This is a genomic window from Nitrospirota bacterium, from assembly GCA_013388455.1.
GTDB lineage: Bacteria > Nitrospirota > Thermodesulfovibrionia > Thermodesulfovibrionales > SM23-35 > JACAFF01.
The window spans coordinates 64,319-81,478 of sequence record JACAFF010000001.1 but is presented as its reverse complement, the minus strand read 5'-3'; the positions used below and the strand labels follow the sequence as shown (position 1 = coordinate 81,478).

Annotated in this window: 20 protein-coding genes; 13 read left to right on the top strand and 7 right to left on the bottom strand. The window is 36.0% G+C overall.

From position 1 onward, the window contains the following. The 13 genes from HXY53_00415 to ybeY all read left to right on the top strand — a co-directional run. On the top strand, nt 1-149 hold a 149-nt coding region (locus tag HXY53_00415), incomplete at its 5' end, for a transposase (GenBank protein NWF75031.1). A gap of 319 nt (nt 150-468) precedes the next feature. Further along, nucleotides 469-1,056, top strand: coding sequence for a D-sedoheptulose 7-phosphate isomerase (locus HXY53_00410; GenBank protein ID NWF75030.1), 588 nt, complete (start codon nt 469-471; stop codon nt 1,054-1,056). Next, on the top strand, nt 1,001-1,651 hold the full coding sequence (gene ruvC / locus HXY53_00405) for a crossover junction endodeoxyribonuclease RuvC (protein ID NWF75029.1): 651 nt from the start codon (nt 1,001-1,003) through the stop codon (nt 1,649-1,651). The genes HXY53_00410 and ruvC overlap by 56 nt, the downstream gene beginning before the upstream one ends. Then, nucleotides 1,605-2,189 carry a Holliday junction branch migration protein RuvA gene (ruvA, locus tag HXY53_00400; protein ID NWF75028.1) on the top strand — a complete coding sequence of 195 codons (585 nt, stop codon included), beginning with the start codon at nt 1,605-1,607 and terminating at the stop codon, nt 2,187-2,189. Before ruvC ends, ruvA begins: the two co-directional genes overlap by 47 nt. A 7-nt stretch (nt 2,190-2,196) precedes the next feature. Further along, on the top strand, nt 2,197-3,201 hold the full coding sequence (ruvB, locus tag HXY53_00395; protein NWF75027.1) for a Holliday junction branch migration DNA helicase RuvB: 1,005 nt from the start codon (nt 2,197-2,199) through the stop codon (nt 3,199-3,201). A gap of 9 nt (nt 3,202-3,210) precedes the next feature. Then, a complete protein-coding gene (locus tag HXY53_00390; GenBank protein ID NWF75026.1) occupies nt 3,211-3,771 on the top strand; it encodes an epoxyqueuosine reductase QueH in 561 nt (186 codons plus the stop codon). Then, complete coding sequence (locus HXY53_00385; protein ID NWF75025.1) at nt 3,772-3,999, top strand: DUF2905 domain-containing protein; 228 nt, start codon at nt 3,772-3,774, stop codon at nt 3,997-3,999. Nucleotides 4,000-4,005: 6 nt separating this feature from the next. Beyond that, nucleotides 4,006-4,995 carry a SpoIID/LytB domain-containing protein gene (locus tag HXY53_00380; GenBank protein NWF75024.1) on the top strand — a complete coding sequence of 330 codons (990 nt, stop codon included), beginning with the start codon at nt 4,006-4,008 and terminating at the stop codon, nt 4,993-4,995. Further along, entirely contained in the window at nt 4,982-5,989 is a 1,008-nt protein-coding gene (gene queA / locus HXY53_00375) for a tRNA preQ1(34) S-adenosylmethionine ribosyltransferase-isomerase QueA (GenBank protein ID NWF75023.1), read from the top strand. The genes HXY53_00380 and queA overlap by 14 nt, the downstream gene beginning before the upstream one ends. Further along, on the top strand, nt 5,986-6,645 hold the full coding sequence (locus HXY53_00370; GenBank protein ID NWF75022.1) for an SPOR domain-containing protein: 660 nt from the start codon (nt 5,986-5,988) through the stop codon (nt 6,643-6,645). The genes queA and HXY53_00370 overlap by 4 nt, the downstream gene beginning before the upstream one ends. 10 nt (nt 6,646-6,655) lie before the next feature. Then, nucleotides 6,656-7,624, top strand: coding sequence for a PhoH family protein (locus tag HXY53_00365; GenBank protein ID NWF75021.1), 969 nt, complete (start codon nt 6,656-6,658; stop codon nt 7,622-7,624). Then, nucleotides 7,602-9,206 (top strand): HDIG domain-containing protein, encoded by a 1,605-nt coding sequence (locus HXY53_00360; GenBank protein ID NWF75020.1) that lies wholly within the window; start codon nt 7,602-7,604, stop codon nt 9,204-9,206. Before HXY53_00365 ends, HXY53_00360 begins: the two co-directional genes overlap by 23 nt. Then, entirely contained in the window at nt 9,100-9,597 is a 498-nt protein-coding gene (gene ybeY / locus HXY53_00355; protein ID NWF75019.1) for an rRNA maturation RNase YbeY, read from the top strand. The genes HXY53_00360 and ybeY overlap by 107 nt, the downstream gene beginning before the upstream one ends. A 238-nt stretch (nt 9,598-9,835) precedes the next feature. Here ybeY and HXY53_00350 read toward each other — a convergent pair whose 3' ends face one another. The 7 genes from HXY53_00350 to folD form a co-directional block, all read right to left on the bottom strand. Then, the gene (locus HXY53_00350) at nt 9,836-10,252 is read right to left on the bottom strand and encodes a PilZ domain-containing protein (GenBank protein ID NWF75018.1); all 417 of its coding nucleotides are present in this window, start codon (nt 10,250-10,252) and stop codon (nt 9,836-9,838) included. Between the two features lie 16 nt (nt 10,253-10,268). Continuing rightward, the gene (locus HXY53_00345; protein ID NWF75017.1) at nt 10,269-11,150 is read right to left on the bottom strand and encodes a methylenetetrahydrofolate reductase; all 882 of its coding nucleotides are present in this window, start codon (nt 11,148-11,150) and stop codon (nt 10,269-10,271) included. Between the two features lie 72 nt (nt 11,151-11,222). Continuing rightward, complete coding sequence (gene purD / locus HXY53_00340) at nt 11,223-12,533, bottom strand: phosphoribosylamine--glycine ligase (GenBank protein NWF75016.1); 1,311 nt, start codon at nt 12,531-12,533, stop codon at nt 11,223-11,225. Next, entirely contained in the window at nt 12,533-13,423 is an 891-nt protein-coding gene (locus HXY53_00335; GenBank protein ID NWF75015.1) for a DUF2520 domain-containing protein, read from the bottom strand. Before HXY53_00335 ends, purD begins: the two co-directional genes overlap by 1 nt. Nucleotides 13,424-13,525: 102 nt before the next feature. Next, nucleotides 13,526-14,209, bottom strand: a complete 684-nt coding sequence (locus tag HXY53_00330) for a methylenetetrahydrofolate reductase C-terminal domain-containing protein (GenBank protein ID NWF75014.1) — start codon at nt 14,207-14,209, stop codon at nt 13,526-13,528. 39 nt (nt 14,210-14,248) lie between these two features. Then, a complete protein-coding gene (locus HXY53_00325) occupies nt 14,249-16,201 on the bottom strand; it encodes an FAD-dependent oxidoreductase (protein NWF75013.1) in 1,953 nt (650 codons plus the stop codon). Between the two features lie 66 nt (nt 16,202-16,267). Beyond that, nucleotides 16,268-17,140: a bifunctional methylenetetrahydrofolate dehydrogenase/methenyltetrahydrofolate cyclohydrolase FolD gene (gene folD, locus HXY53_00320; GenBank protein ID NWF75012.1), complete on the bottom strand. Its 873-nt coding sequence runs from the start codon at nt 17,138-17,140 to the stop codon at nt 16,268-16,270. Nucleotides 17,141-17,160 lie beyond the last annotated feature (20 nt).

Sequence of the window (17,160 nt, the reverse complement as noted above, 5' to 3'; positions counted from 1 at the left end):
GAACCATTCAAGAGGAATTCATTGATAATAATCTGGATGTGATTTATGATAAACCACTATTTAACCAGAGACTTGCTGATTATATGATCTTTTATAATACTCAGAGACCACATAAGTCTCTGGGATTAAAAACCCTATTCAGTATTTAATCGAAAAAGGAGAAATGTCGCAAAAGTCTTTAATCCAAAAAATGCAATTGAATAATGCAGATGTTGCGAGAAAATTTATTTTTCGATACCTTAGCTTACCTTTAACTAATGGTTTTACGAATATTTTTATTCATTGAATAAATATGGATAATTTAATAATTTCATCGAGTTAAAAAAATTTTTGAGCAATATCTGCATTATTTTGGTTAACGTAATAATAAAAAATAGATTGATATGTTAAATAATATGCTGTTGACAGAAAATACTGTTTGGTTTACTCTATAAATAAAATTTTAGAATTAAATTTACACATATCCTTATGAAAGATAAGATTCTAAAAGCATTTGAAGAAAGCATTCAGGTTAAACAAAATTTTTTAGACGATAAAAATATTAATAGGATTTTTGAAGTAGCAAGAGTTATTGCTGAAGCTTTCAATGAAGGGAAAAAATTAATTCTTTTTGGCAATGGCGGAAGTGCAACAGATGCCTCCCATATTGCAGCAGAATTTGTAAACAGATTCAAAAGGGAACGTCCCGGGCTCCCTGCAATAGCACTTAATACCGATATGGCTGTAATAACCTCAATAGCAAATGACTATGATTTTTCAGAAATATTCTCCAAACAGCTTAAAGCAATTTCCGAAGAGGGTGATATTATTATTGCTATAAGTACAAGTGGAAACTCTGCAAATGTCTTGAAGGCAATGGATGTTGCAAAGAAAAAACGATTAACAACAATTGCATTTACAGGTTTAAAAGGAGAGAAATTTGCCTCAAAAGCAACATTTGCCTTCATAGTTCCATCAGATAATACTCCACGTATTCAAGAAACTCATATCACACTCGGTCATGTTATCTGTCAGATGGTTGAAGAGATACTCTTTGAAGCCCCAAGAAAAAAATAAACTACCTAAGAATCAAAAGCTAACGATTCTCGGCATTGACCCCGGAAGTATTAATTGTGGTTATGGTTTAATCAAGTCGCCAAACTATCATTTTAATTCTTATAAAAACAAATCCTTAACACCTATCTATATAACATCAGGAAGGATAACAATGTCTCCTAAAAGCCCTCTCTATCTCCGGTTGAAAAAATTATATGATTCAATCATAGATATTATAAGAAAACACCGCCCAACCGAAATTGTTATCGAAAGCATTTTCTTTGCAAAAAGTATAAAAGCAGCATTAAGCCTCGGACAGGTAAGGGGAGTAGCGTTCCTCGCAGCAGCATCTGAAGGTATATCCGTCTTTGAATATAGTGCTCGAGAGGTAAAAAAAGCAGTTACAGGTTTTGGAGGCGCTGAAAAAAGACAGGTTCAGGAGATGGTGAAAAGGATACTGAATATCCATACACAAAATTCTTCGATATCAGAGGATAGTGCAGACGCACTTGCTCTCGCAATATGTCATCTACATTCTATAGAATTTAAAGAAAAGATTAAGGAAAAGAATGATAGGATCATTAAGAGGAAAACTTATATTCAAACAACCAAATAATGTAATCGTTGAAGTTCAAGGTGTCGGATATCAGGTAAATGTATCTGTGGGAACATTATCATCCCTTCCAGATGAGGGCAGTGAGGTTTTCATGCACATATACACGCATGTACGTGAAGATCTCTTACAATTGTATGGTTTCATATCAGAAGATGAAAAAAAAATATTTATAACACTACTCGGGATAACAGGAATCGGACCCAAAATGGCCCTTAATATTCTTTCAGGAATCTCCCATAACGATCTTTTACATGCAATCGAAAAAGAGGATGTAGATGTTCTATGCAAAATTCCTGGACTTGGTAAAAAGACAGCTCATCGGTTAATTCTCGAACTCAGAGAAAAACTCCCTCCTGTAAAAACTCTGTATGATAGACTTTTTGATGATACCTTATCAGCACTGATAAATCTCGGATATAAGAAATCAGTTGCCATAAAAGCTCTGGAATTGTCATATAAAAAAGGATTTAAAGATATTGAAGGACTTCTAAAAGAATCGTTAAAATATCTAACAGGAGAAGTTATTGAAAAAAACTGATAAGCAAATCAATCCCTCTGTATCATCTACTATAGATGGTGATGACCTTGGCTTCGAGCTTACTTTAAGACCAAGGTCATTTTATGAATTTATAGGACAGGATAAGATTATAGAAAATCTTAAGGTATTCATAGAGGCCGCACAGAAAAGAAAAGAGCATCTTGATCATATATTATTTTATGGTCCACCCGGACTTGGAAAAACAACCCTTTCTCATATTATTGCCTCTGAACTTAATGTAAATATAAAGTCAACATCTGGTCCTGTACTTGAACGGCCTGGTGATCTTGCGGCAATTCTAACAAATATATCAGATCTTGATATTCTGTTTATTGATGAAATTCACAGACTACCTCGAATTGTTGAGGAAATACTGTATCCCGCCATGGAAGATTTTCAATTAGATATCATTATTGGTCAGGGACCAACCGCCCGCACATTGAAATTGAATCTTCCGAGGTTTACTCTTATAGGTGCTACCACTCGAACAGGTTTGCTTACCTCTCCTCTGAGAGAACGTTTTGGTGTTATAAATAGACTTGAATACTATTCACCTGATGATCTTAAGAAAATAGTCCTTCGTTCATCTCGGATATTAAAGACTGACATTGATGATGAAGCTGCGTTTGAGATTGCATGCCGTTCTCGTGGAACACCAAGGATTGCTAACAGATTACTGAGACGCATACGTGACTTTGCACAGGTGAAAGGCGATGGCAAAATAGATATTAATATAACAAAGAGTTCCCTTTTATCTCTTGATGTGGACGAAAAAGGTCTCGATGAAATGGATAGAAAACTTTTAACAATAATCATTGAAAAATACAATGGTGGTCCTGTCGGGATAGAAACTCTTGCAGCTTCATTAAGAGAAGATAAAGAAACTATTGAAGATGTATATGAACCGTTTCTTCTGCAGGAAGGTCTCATAGAAAGAACACCTCGCGGTAGACAGGCTACTCGAAGAGCTTACCAGCATCTTGGAATCAATGCACCACAGGGGTTATTTTAATCTTTGTATATGAAACTCCTGGTGCATATCTGTTGTGCCAATTGCTATTTATATCCATTTCAGTCACTGTTTTCAAAAGGATTTGAGGTAAAGGGTCTTTGGTTTAACCCCAATATTCATCCATATACAGAATATAAGATGCGTCTTGATGCTTTACATAAGCTTCAGAATTTATGGAATCTGGACATAGAATATGTTGATCATTATGGACTAAAGGAGTTCATAAGGGCGGTGGTAAATAGAGAAGAATACGGTGAAAGATGTTTTCTATGCTATTCAATGAGGCTTGAAGAAACAGCAAAGAATGCAAAAAAAATGGGGCTCGATGGATTTACAACCACTCTTCTTGTAAGCCCATATCAGAAATTTGATATTATATTAAACATAGGGAATGAGATTGCAAAAAGACATTCAATCCAGTTCTATAAAGAAGATTTTAGAACTGGCTGGAATGAAGGAGTAAAGTTATCAAAAGAACTTGGATTGTATAGACAGAAGTATTGTGGATGTATTTACTCAGAAATGGAGCGTTATTTGAATAGAAAGAGTGATATTAAGGAAATAAAATAAATGGGTGAGAGCATACAATATTTTGCCAGATTTCTTATAATCACCGGTGTTGTGATAATAATTCTTGGAGCTGTATTACTTCTATCAGGGAAAATACCATGGATTGGGAAATTGCCAGGAGATATTGTAATACAGAGAAAAAATTTTACATTTTATTTTCCATTAGCTACAAGTATACTTTTAAGTTTGTTACTGACTCTAATCTTCTGGATTCTGGGAAGGAAATAAGTAAATATGCTAAATAAAATAAGTTTTTTAGTAGTATTGCTATTGAGCCTAATTTTACCATTACAAACATATGCGGAGGAAAGCATAAGAGTATTAATTATCAATGATGTTTATTCAAGATTACCATCAAAAAATGAAAAGATTGATAAAATTGGTAGCTTGAAAGGTGATCTACTCGTTATGGGTACTCGCTATACTGGAAATATTGATATCTGGAAAGGCGATAATGGTCTTTATGTTGTAAATGAAATACCTATTGAAGAATATGTCAAAGACGTTGTTGCTGCGGAAGTAAATCCTGAATGGGATATTGAAGCACTCAAGGCCCAGGCAGTTGTTTCACGTACATATAGTTTATATCAAAAAAGAATGAATGGAAACTCAATATATCACATAGCTTCCTCGGTCATACATCAGGTTTATAAAGGAAGCAAACCTGATATAAGGATATCATATGCTGTTAGTCAAACACGGGGCGAAGTTCTTACTTATAATGGAGAACTGATCGAGGCATTCTATCATTCCACCTGTGGTGGCATGACAGAAAATCCAGAAGAAGTATTCGGAAAAAGTTATCCCTACCTGAAATCATCAGAATCATCCTGCGAAATCTCACCATATTCCTTCTGGGAGAAGATTATACCGCTTGAAGAAATCGAAAAAGCATTAGGTATACAAGATATCAAAGAAATATCAATAAAGTCCTATACAAAATCTAAAAGGGTGAAACAACTTGAAATTGTATATCAAACAGGAAAAACTATAATCACTGGTAACGATTTAAGAAAAGCACTCGGCTGGAGTCGTCTCCCCAGTACAAATTTTCAGATGACCAGAAATGGTGATACATTCATTTTTGAAGGAAAAGGTTATGGCCATGGCGTTGGAATGTGCCAGTGGTGTGCTTTAAAAATGTCCCGTGAGGGAAAAAATTATAAGGAAATCCTATCATATTTTTACCCTGGAACAGTGATAAAAATTAATGAAGGTTTCTGATTTCGATTTTTTTCTGCCTGAAAGTCTTATAGCTATACGTCCTCTCAAAAAAAGAGATGCTTCAAGATTATTAGTCCTTCACAGAGATGGGTCTATTGAACATAAAAATTTTACTGATCTACCATCTTATCTAAACAAGGGAGATATGCTTCTCATTAATGACACAAAGGTATTTCCAGCAAGGCTTACCGGCTACAAAAAAAATGGGGATAAACTGGAAATTTTGCTTGTGAAAGAAAAAGAGAAGGATGTATGGGAAATACTCTCAAAAGGCAAATTCACAGGTAGACTAACCTTTTCCGACAATTTCTCTGCAGAAATCTATCAAGGTAAAATTGCACATTTTTCATATTTCGGTGAATTATCAGAAAATATCTGGAAATATGGCAAAATGCCGTTACCCCCTTACATAAAGCGATTACCGGATGATTCAGATAAGGAAACATATCAATCAATATTTGCAAAAAACATTGGTTCTATCGCTGCTCCGACTGCAAGTTTGCATTTTTCTGAAAGAGTAATCGATGAGATCTCCAGCAAAGGAGTAATAATACGACAATTAACACTTCATATAGGGATCGGGACATTCAAACCGATAAGGACAGAAAATGTTGAAGACCATAGGATGGAAAGTGAGTATTTCGAGATAAATAATGAACTTCTCGAAGAAATTAAAAAAACAAAATCTACTGGTAATAAAATTGTATCAGTAGGAACTACAACCACAAGAGCAATTGAAGGATATTTTAATAATCGATGTAACATTAAATCAATTAACGGAAAATTGTTCGGTATAACAGATTACTTTATTTATCCTGGTCATACATTTAAAATCATTGATTCCTTAATAACAAATTTTCACCTGCCCCGTTCAACTCCTTTAATGTTAGCATCTGCTATAATTGGTAGAGAAAAATTGATCAATGCTTATAAAGAAGCTGTAGAGAGAAGGTATAGATTTCTCTCATATGGTGATGCTATGCTTATATTATGAAACATTCTGATTTTAATGAAAAAGAATCTGTTTACTTTATTAGCAAATGGGTTATTATTCTTGCGATAGTAATTACCTCATCTGTTGGGTTTACTCTTGGTTTTCTTGTAGGCAAAAGCGTTCAATCACCAACTTATCAACCACAGATAATCCCACAGGGAGGAGATTCTCTTCAGCAGGATGTATTATCTCAAGAAAATATTTCTTCACCACCATCGCTTGAACAGACACAAGATACTTCAGGGTCTTCATCTTTACAGTCACAACAAGATGTTAATCTTACTGAAACAAAAACAAATGAGCTAAATCAAACAAAGCAGAAGGTTCAATCAATGAAACCTGAAGAAAAACAACAAAAGAATACAAATCAGCAAACTAATAAAGCACCATCAAATAAAGCAGAGCAAGAAACAACAAAATTAGTTAGATATACTGTTCAGACAGGAGCTTTTAAGAATCCAACTGAGGCTGAATCTTTAAAGAAAATTCTTGAAAAAAAAGGATACAAACCATATGTTGTTCTATCAGAAACAAAAAATAATGAAAAGATTTACAAGGTGAGGGTTGGTGAATTCAATACAAGAAAAGAAGCTGAGATATTATCCCTAAGGATTAAGAAATCCGATGGATTGAATACATTTGTCACATTTAAATAAAACAGGAGTTATTACGATAACTTTAGAGATTGAGCTTGATGTAGAGAAAGAACAGAACCTACTTTATGGCGGGCTCGATAAAAATCTGAGGATAATTGAAGAATCCCTTGGTATAATAGCTTCACAGAGAGGCAATAAGGTATTTCTGCAGGGAACATCTGAAGCTGTTGAAAGAGCAGAAAAAATAATACAGGATATAAGAATTATCAGTTCGAATGGATATTCTCTTGGGCCAGAAGACATTCGATTTGCACTAAGATCAACAGGTTCCGGAGAAAAATATACCTCAGTCAAAGAACTTTTTTTAAATAACATTCCAATTTCATCAAAAAAGAGATTTATCATTCCGAAAACAGAAACCCAGAGAAAATATATAGACGCCATAAAAACCTATGATATAGTAATCGGTATCGGTCCTGCAGGCACAGGAAAAACATATCTCGCTATGGCAATGGCTATTAACGCTTTTTTAAAAAAACAAATAAGTAGAATAGTCCTTGCAAGACCCGCGGTAGAAGCCGGTGAAAAACTTGGTTTTTTACCTGGTGATATTTATGAAAAATTTAATCCATATCTGAGGCCGTTGTATGACGCACTCTTAGATATGATGGAAGCAGAGAAAGCGGGAAAACTGATCGAGCGCGGGGTTATCGAGATTGCACCACTGGCATTCATGAGGGGTAGAACACTTAATGATTCTTTTGTGATACTCGATGAAGCACAGAATACTACTACAGAACAGATGAAAATGTATCTAACAAGACTTGGTTTTAACTCAAAGACGGTTATAACAGGTGATATAACACAGATAGATTTACCACATGGAAAGTTATCAGGTCTTATCGAGGCTGAAAAAATACTTAACGACATTGAAGGAATAAAGTTTATATATTTTACAGAAAAGGATGTCGTAAGGCATAGACTTGTGCAGGAAATCGTTAAGGCCTACGAAAAATATGAAAAACGGTCAGCAGAATAAAGGCAAAATAATTTCTTTCTTCAAAAAAATTGGCGATAGCAGCACTCCAAAAATTAATGGCACAATTATAAAACATGGCAAAAGTGACCTCTTTATCAGACTTTATTTCATAATTCTCTGTGGTTTTATACTCGCATTTTCTATACAAAAGATTTTTGTATTTAGCATTGAACAGTTAATTGGTGGGGTTCTTATCTCCTGCCTCATAATGTTCATGCTATACAGGGATATAATGCGTTATAAACCAGCCTATATTAAGAAATACAATATGCTATTACTTCTTGGGCTTTTGCTAATAGGCACCCTCATTGTCTCAAGACTGTTTGCATATTTTTTTGTAAATCTCTCCAAAGGATTTGAATATAGCTCTCTGGATAGCGCCTTATTCGGTATTCCTATTGCAGCAGGCGCTATGTTTGTTTCACTTCTTTTTGATTTTCACACCTCCATTACCTTTTCTTTTGCTGTTAGTCTACTTACCGGTCTCTGGCTTCAGGATGCTTCATTTACATTTTTTGCATTCGTTGGTAGCATAACAGCAGCATTCAGCGTTATACGCTGCAAAAAGAGATCTTCCTTGCTTAAAGGTGGAGGTTATCTTATAGCAGCGAATATCTTTTCTGTAATAATAATACTTCTATTTAAAGGTGAACTCTATACTGCAAAAGCTCCCTCTTCAATAATGTTTGCTACTCTTGGAGGAATGAGTGTTGCTGCAATTGTATCATTACTTCTACCACTTATAGAATATTCTTTTAAGGTTACTACGGATATAAGTCTGCTTGAATTGCTTGATCTCGATCAACCAATCATGAAAAGCATGATGGTAAATGCTCCTGGAACTTATCATCATAGCGTCATTGTTGGAAATCTTGTCGAATCAGCTGCTGAGGTTGTAGGAGTAAATCCCTTACTGGCACGCGTTAGCGCTTATTACCATGATATAGGTAAAATTAAAATGCCTGAGTATTTTGTTGAGAACCAGATTGGCTCAATTAGTAAACATGATAAACTTACACCTCACATGAGCAGTATGATTATAATCAATCACGTAAAGGAGGGGGTTGAAATTGCAAAACAATATAAATTACCATCCCCTGTCATTGATATTATAGAGCAACACCATGGCACAATGCTTGTCAGTTATTTTTATGAGAAAGCAAAAGAGAAAGAACATGATGTTTTACCTGTTGAGGAAGACTATAAATATCCAGGTCCAAAACCTCAGACAAGAGTAGCCGCTCTCGTAATGATGGCAGATGCTGTCGAGGCAGCTTCAAAAGTTCTTACTGATCCTACACCTGCAAGGATTGCTTCGCTGGTGGACAGAATAATAAACCGTATTTTTCTCGAAGGACAGCTTGATGAATGCGAGCTTACTTTAAAGGACATTCATGAGATCAAGAAACGTTTCACCTACATACTTACAGGTATCTTTCATAAAAGAATAGATTATCCGGGTTTTGATTTTTCTGATGAAAGTTTTATTAAAGAATCAACAAAAACGAATAGTAATAAATCCAGAGAGGATAAAAAAAGTTCTAAAAAAAGCGTTCAAGCTGCTCAATCTCCAGAAGGCTGAACTGAGTATTCTTTTCGTAAACGACAGGAGAATGAGGGCACTGAACCGTCAGTACCGTGGTGTTGACAGAACAACAGATGTCCTTGCATTTCCACAACAAGAAGGTTACAAGTTAAAAGTTGCAAGCTACAGGCTAAAGAATAAAGAAGACTTTTTACGAAACTCTTTACCCTTCACTCATAACTCACCACTGGTTTTGGGTGATATTGTTATCAATATCCATAAGGCTAAATGCCAGGCAAATGAATTTGGCCTTACTTTTTATGATGAACTGAACAGGCTTCTCATACATGGTCTACTTCACCTTCTTTATTACGACCACGAAAAAAGCAGATATCACAATCAGAAAATGAGAAAAAAGGAAAAAGAATTACTCAATAGAATTTCTTGAAAACTGTTAACCTGAAAAATGTAATTAAAATAATGCAGATTTTGTGAGTAAATTTATTTTTCGATACTTTAGTGCACTTTTAACTGATGGTTTTACGAATATTTTTATTCATTGAACATACATCCCCCTTTAATTCCCCCCTTGGCAAGGGGGGACTAAGGGAGGTGTATCAAGTTAAAAAAGTTTTTAAGTAATATCTGCATTATTTGAGCTGATTAGAATCAGGATTGCAATAGCTTTAAACTATTGCAATCCTTTTATCATTATAAGGCTGAGGCCATTGGAAAGTATCAATAAGCCATATTAAATGCTTCAATAGTTTTGGGTGACGCTGTATATTCAGCTCCTCATCAAAAATAATCCCGATAAGGTAGATATTTTTAAATTTCTTAAGCCAGTCGACTTTACCTTCTACAAATTCTTCAGTCGTTTTTCCTCTATAATCAATGAATGATATTGAAAGTTTAACTTTTTCACCCTTATCTATTTTTTTGTCTGAGTATAAACCTATGCCTGACATTGATATATTGGCTATAGTTGTATTAATAATGGTATTCCCTTTTGGAATCATCAATTCTGCAGTTCCAAAAAAGTGATATCTATACCATTTTCTAATATCGACTTTGACCTTCTTTCTTCTTCTCTGTTTAATCATTTTTACTCCTGTTCTACTATAAAAGACCGGCTCTCTCCATAATAATCGGCACTTTGTCTTCCATCCCTATAGCCATTATATGAACACCATCACATATATTTTCTTCTTTTAGTTGTCGTATATGTCGAGCAGCTATATTAAGTCCAGCATCAAGAGCCTTCTCTTTTCCTGCTGCTTTGAGTTCATCTATTAACTCCTGAGGGACTCTGATACCTGGAACATTTTTATTCAAAAAACTTGCCATTCCAGCACTTTTTAAAATAACAAAACCTGCCAGAATTTTCACAGGAAATCTTCGTGCAAATTTCATAAACTCTTTAAACCTCTCTATATCGTAAATTGCCTGTGTCTGGAAGAAATTTGCACCGGCGTTTATCTTTTTTTCAAACTTGAGGAGTTGAGGTTCAAGAGGTGTAGCTTCTGGAGTTACAACAGCTCCCTGATAAAAGTCTGTGGCTCCCTTCAAATCATTTCCCGCCATATCTTTCCCATGGTTTAAACTGTCAACAATCTGGAGCAATTGTACAGATTCTACATCATACACTGGTTTCGCATTTTTATGATCTCCTGCTGTCACATGATCTCCAGTCATACAAAGCACGTTTTTGATTCCAAGAATATGTGCTCCTAAAAGATCTGATTGAAGACCTATTCTGTTTCTGTCACGGCATGTCATTTGAAAAATCGGCTCAAGGCCATGCTCAATAGCTATTTTGCATACTGCCATTGAACAGATTCTCATAACTGCTGACTGATTATCAGTAACATTAGCAGCATCTATCTTTCCCTTTAGTAGTTCAATGTGATGAAGCATCTCATGGATATCTGTTCCTTTTGGAGGTCCTATCTCTGCTGTAACAACAAATTTCCCTGAATTTATAGCCTCACGAAATGTCATATTAGCCCCCTCTTCTTAAACTTAATTTTAAAGAAAATTTAATTAAAACTGAATAGGTTTTATCTTGTTCAATCATTGATTACTGTCAAGTCCTATATCACTTCTATACCTCATACCTTCAAAATGTATCTTCTCTATATTTCTATATGCAACTTCCCTTGACTCTTTTAATGTCTTCCCTTTTCCTACGACATGAAGAACTCTTCCGCCATCAGTTACAAACCCTTTTTCTGGTGAATTATTTACTCCAGCAAAAAATATCTTGCAATCAGGGTCCTGTAAACTATCCAGTCCCGAAATCGGATAACCTTTCCCATAACGACCTGGATAGCCTGGATACCAGCCTTTACTTTTCCCATTCTTTCTCTGTCTTGTTCTTCCTGCAGCAGCAACAACATCACAGTAATAATCCTGACTCCATTGTATCTTTTTATGACTCAAAAAACCTTCAATAATCTGAAAACTTATCTCTGTAAGTGGTGTTACCAAACGAGGAAGAATTACCTCAGCTTCAGGGTCACCAAGACGAACATTTGCCTCAAGAAGATATGGGATATTATCAACAAGCATAAGGCCCATATAAAGTATACCTTTATATGGAACACCTGTCTTGTTTAGAAATCCGTGTATAAGAGGCCTCGCAACCTTCTCGCAGACAAGGTTTGTAAGTTTTTCACTTTCAAGGCGATGAGGGGAATAAGCTCCCATACCTCCAGTATTCAGACCTTCATCATTATCATATGCCCGCTTATAATCTTGAGCAACTGGCATTGGTGCCAAAGACTCACCATCCGTAAAAACAAAATAGGATATCTCTTTGCCAAAAAGTCTTTTCTCTATAACAACTTTATTGCCTGCATCCCCAAAAATCTTCTCTTCCATCAGTTCTTGAATAGCCTGAATCGCACCTTCTTTATCTGAACAGACAATAGAACCTTTACCCTGTGCAAGTCCGTCTGCCTTAACTACAACAGGATATTGAATATGGTTTATATAATCTTTGGCTTTTTGTGGATTATCGAAAATTTCAAATTCGGCTACAGGTACGCCTATTTCGCGGCATAATAATTTTGTATATGCTTTACTTCCTTCAAGTATACTGGCCATTTTTGTTGGCCCGACGATTGGTATTCCCTCACTATTAAAAAGATCCACGATACCATTTGTCAGAGGGCTTTCAGGACCAATAAAGACAAGCTCAACCTTTTCTTTCTTTGCAAAATCAAGAATTTCATCATTTCTTCTAACTGCCTCACATCTAATCTCGCGGGCAATACCAGCATTGCCTGGAGTACAAATTACTTCTTTTACATTTGGATCCTTCTTGAACTGCCATGCTATAGCATGTCCGCGGCCTCCGCTGTCAACAACCAGAACTTTCACTATATAGTTAATCTCTCCTGATATTTTTGGAATAATGATAATATTTTTTTAGCCTTATTTCTTTTTAAGGTACCTTTTTCAACCGCTATCTGAACAGTATATTTTCCGAGCTCCGAATAGAGACTTAGGAATTTTGGTATTTCTCGTGATATTGCTTTCAAATGGCATTCAACAATACTGGCGTCACCTCTTGAAATAGGTCCTGTAAGAGCATCCGGGATTCCTATATTCTCAATATTTTTTACAGTTCCCTTTATCAGAGGCATCATTGCCTTCAAAGAATCTTTTTTTCTGATACCGGCAGCTTCGTATAACTCTATCCCAAACCCTATTGTTGCTACGAGAAAATTTGATACAACAGCAGCACCTGCATGATACAAAGGTTTTTTTTCAACATCTAACATTATCTCTTTTCCACCAAGTGCTTTAACAATCTCACGTGCAATACGAGCAGCTTCTTCATCACCTTCAATACAAAAATAGGAATTGGATAAATTTTTAACTGCCTCTTTCACATCAGCAAGACTCTGAAGAGGATGTATAGAGGCAATATAGGCGCCTTTCCTTTTTGCAGAATTTAGGATACTTGAAGGTAAAGCACCACACATATGAAATACAACAGAACCTTTACGAAAACCCCCTTCTGAAGCAATCTTTCTACATACTTCCTCAATAGCTCCATCAGAGGTCGTAATGAAAATAATTGATGCATTATTGGCTACACTTTTAAGATCTGTTGTAACCACCCCTTCCCCAATAAACGTTCTTGCTTTTCTTGCTGAATCAAGTGTCCTGCTGGCTATACCAGCAATTGAATATCCTGACTTTTTGAGCAGATATCCTATTGCAGTTCCAACTTTTCCAGCTCCTATTATCGCTACCTTTAACATAAATTTAATTGAAGAATTTAATGAATCCCTACCACTCCCAAAATCCTTCGAGATGTATAATCCAAAAGAAATTTCGGTGCAGGAATTATTTGCAATCTTACATTATTTAACGGTAACAGTCTCTGATTTTTCTTTTAAAATGTATTTGTCCGGTTTTTGGTCTTTCCCCCAGTCTTTAGGACCTATAGTCTTTTTTATCTCGTCAAGTTTACCCAATTGCTTCATTCTTTCGTATATCAAAACCCATGCACATGGAATATCAGAACTGACTTCACATTTGCCGTTTTTAGTTCCTCCACATGGGCCATTCAACAAGCCTTTCGGACATCTTGTAACAGGACAAATTCCACCTGTTAGTGATAGAATGCAGTCTCCACATGCTGCACACATTTCAAAAAAATTACCTTCTGAATCAGCAACACCAATAAATTTTGTATTCATTGCTGGCAGAACAACAATTGAATTCAATCGTTCAGTAAGCTCCTGAACTCCAGCTCCACAGCCCATTGATAGAATAACTTCATACTGTGAAGATTCATCTTTTATCTGATCAACAAATTTTGGTTCACATTGCCTTCCTATTGTCCGTTCACCTATAAGAATATCATCGCTATTTTCATTAATCTTTTTTGCCATACGGATAGCAGAAGCAAGTAACTCAACCTGCCTTTTTCCTCCGCTCAAACACACAGCCATACAAGTACCACATCCAAGAACAAGAATCCTTTTATAAGGCTTAAGCATATTGCTTATCTCTGTAAAAGGTTTTATTTCTGCAACTACCATTTTATCACCTTCTTTTATTTGGCATCTTTATATCTTTTGTTAATCTTTATTTTCATATACTATCTTAAGACATTCAGCATCAATTCCGATATCTTTTAATATCTTTTTTGCATTCTCTACATGTTTAACTATCCATTTGTCACAACCTTTGAATCGGCATTCATCTTTCTCGCACTTTGTAATCTGCACTCTGCTTGAACCTTTTTCAAAAGGCTTTATGAGCTGTAAAGCATCAACACGTGCCATACATGGTTTACCAATAGAATAAGTATCGGCCTTATCTCCTTTAATCCTTTCAGGTTGATCATAATGGCAGAAAAATTCTATTGTGAATGCCTCTTTTTTATCACTCTTTGCTTCTTTTAGTGTTTTTTCCAATTTTCTCCGACTTTCCTCTTTGGTTTCGAGTCTAACATCAATTGCTGATGCAGGACATTCAGATGCACAGATTCCGCAAGCCTGACACTGGCTTATATCTATTTTTGCTTTTTCTTCTCCAGCCTCAGGAACTCCATAAGGACATACAAGAACACAATTAAAACATGCAACGCATTCATCTGATATTATTGCTCCTGAACCACAACTCAAACAACGCTGAGCTTCTTTGATAGCCTGTTCACGTGTATAACCTAAATTAACTTCTTTAAAGCTCTTGATACGATCTGCAACTGGAAGTGTAGGCATTTTCTGACGTACTGCTTTAACAATAAGATCTACAATCTTCTGATCCAGTGGACGCAAAACTTCAGGTTCTTCAATCTCTTTTGGAGGTAATTTTCTGAGATAACGATGTATTGCATCTGCAGCCCGTTTACCAGATGCTATAGCGTGAATGACACTCAGAGGACCGCTTACTACGTCACCACCTGCAAAAACACCTTTTAGATTAGTAGTTCCGCTTTCATCCTTTACTACTATTGTTCCACTTTTCCCTGATATTATTTCTACATCTTTAATATCATCAGCCTTTGGACTGTAGCCGATTGCAAGAATAACAGCATCAACATCAATTTCGAACTCAGAATTCACAACACGCACAAGTTTACCCTTCTTGGATCGGGAAGTCTCATCAAGTCGCATCCTTGCACAACGAACTTTCTCGACTTTCCCACTTCCGAGGAATTCAACAGGTGCAGTAAGAAATTCAAATTTTACTCCTTCATTTTCCGCTTCCTCAACTTCAGCTTTTCCGGCTGGCATTTCTTTCAATGTCCTGCGATAAACAACGGTCACATCCTCTGAGCCCAATCTTATACAAGTCCTTGCTGCATCTATAGCAGTATGACCTCCTCCAAAAATAACAACTTTTTTACCAAGAGATGGACGTTGTCCTTGACTCACTTGTTTCAGAAACTCAACCGCAGTAATAATACCTGCAAGTTCAACACCTTTACATTTTGGGAAAACACTTCTTTCACTCCCCAGCGCCAGAAATACCGCCTGATATTCATTAAGAAGTTCTTCAATGGAAAAATCTCTCCCAAGCAACTTTCCAGTCTTTGCCTCTACTCCCATGGAGAGAATAAAATTGATGTCATCTTTTACAACACTTTTAGGTAGTCTATATTCTGGAACACCCCTGCTGAGCATCCCTCCAAGTTCACTCTGTGCTTCGAAAACAGTAACTTTATACCCAAGTAAAGCCAGATCATGAGCTGCTGTAAGACCAGATGGACCTCCACCTACAACGGCTATCTTTTCAGTATAATAAGGGACCAAAGGTCTCTGAAAATATTTCAGATCCATGGTCTGATCAGCCGCAAATCTCTTCAAATTGGCAATAGCTATGGGCTCATCCACCTGTGCACGTCTGCATGCAGACTCACAAGCACGTGTACATATTCTGCCACATACTGAAGGAAATGGATTTACCTGACGAATAATACGTATTGCTGTCTCAAAATCACCGCGCGCGATTGCAGAAACATACCCTCGAACATCTGTATGAACTGGACATGCTGCCTGACATGGTGTCATAGTTTTAATATTCATTTAGAATCACTCTCCTTTGAGAACATTGTAACTTATATTTTTATAATAACTTATTTTAAAAAATAATCATATGTCTGTTATTCCTGCATGCATCTTTGCAGATTCAACGGTATTTTTCATAAGCATCACGATAGTCATGGGACCAACACCCCCTGGAACAGGTGTTATTGCCTTTGCTTTTTCTTTTACTGTTTCAAAATCAACATCACCAACAAGACCCGTTTCCAGCCTGTTAACACCCACATCAATCACAACAACTCCATCTTTAACCATATCTGCAGTTACTGTCTTAGGTCTTCCAGCAGCAACAATTAATATATCTGCTCGCTTAGTATGAGAAGCAAGGTCTCTTGTTCCTGTATGGCATATCGTAACTGTTGCATTTCCACCTTTTTTCTGAAGTAACATATTTGCAACCGGTTTCCCGACAATATTACTTCTTCCGATAACAACTACTTCTGCTCCTTTTGTATCAGTTCCGCTTCTTTTTAAAAGTTCGAGAATTCCGTGAGGAGTACATGGAAGAAATGTAGGTTCTCCGAGCATCATTTTTCCTACATTAACGGGGTGAAATCCATCTACGTCTTTCGATGGATCTATCGCATATAAAACATGAGTTTCATTAATATGCTTTGGTAGAGGCAGTTGAACAAGTATGCCATGAATCTTTGGGTTTTTGTTTAACTTTTCAATCAAAGCTAACAAATCTTGCTCTTTTGTATCTACAGGAAGATCAATACGCTCTGAATAAATTCCAAGTTCTTTACATGCCTTTTCCTTTGCTCCTACATAAACTTTCGATGCTTCATCTTCACCTACCAATATCGTAGATAGACCTGGAGTAATATTATATCTTTCTTTCAATTTGACTATTTCCTGCTTAAGTTCTTCTTTTATCTGTTTGGATATCTCAGAACCTTTAATAAGTGTTGCTGACATTTCGCCCTCCTTTTGAATTG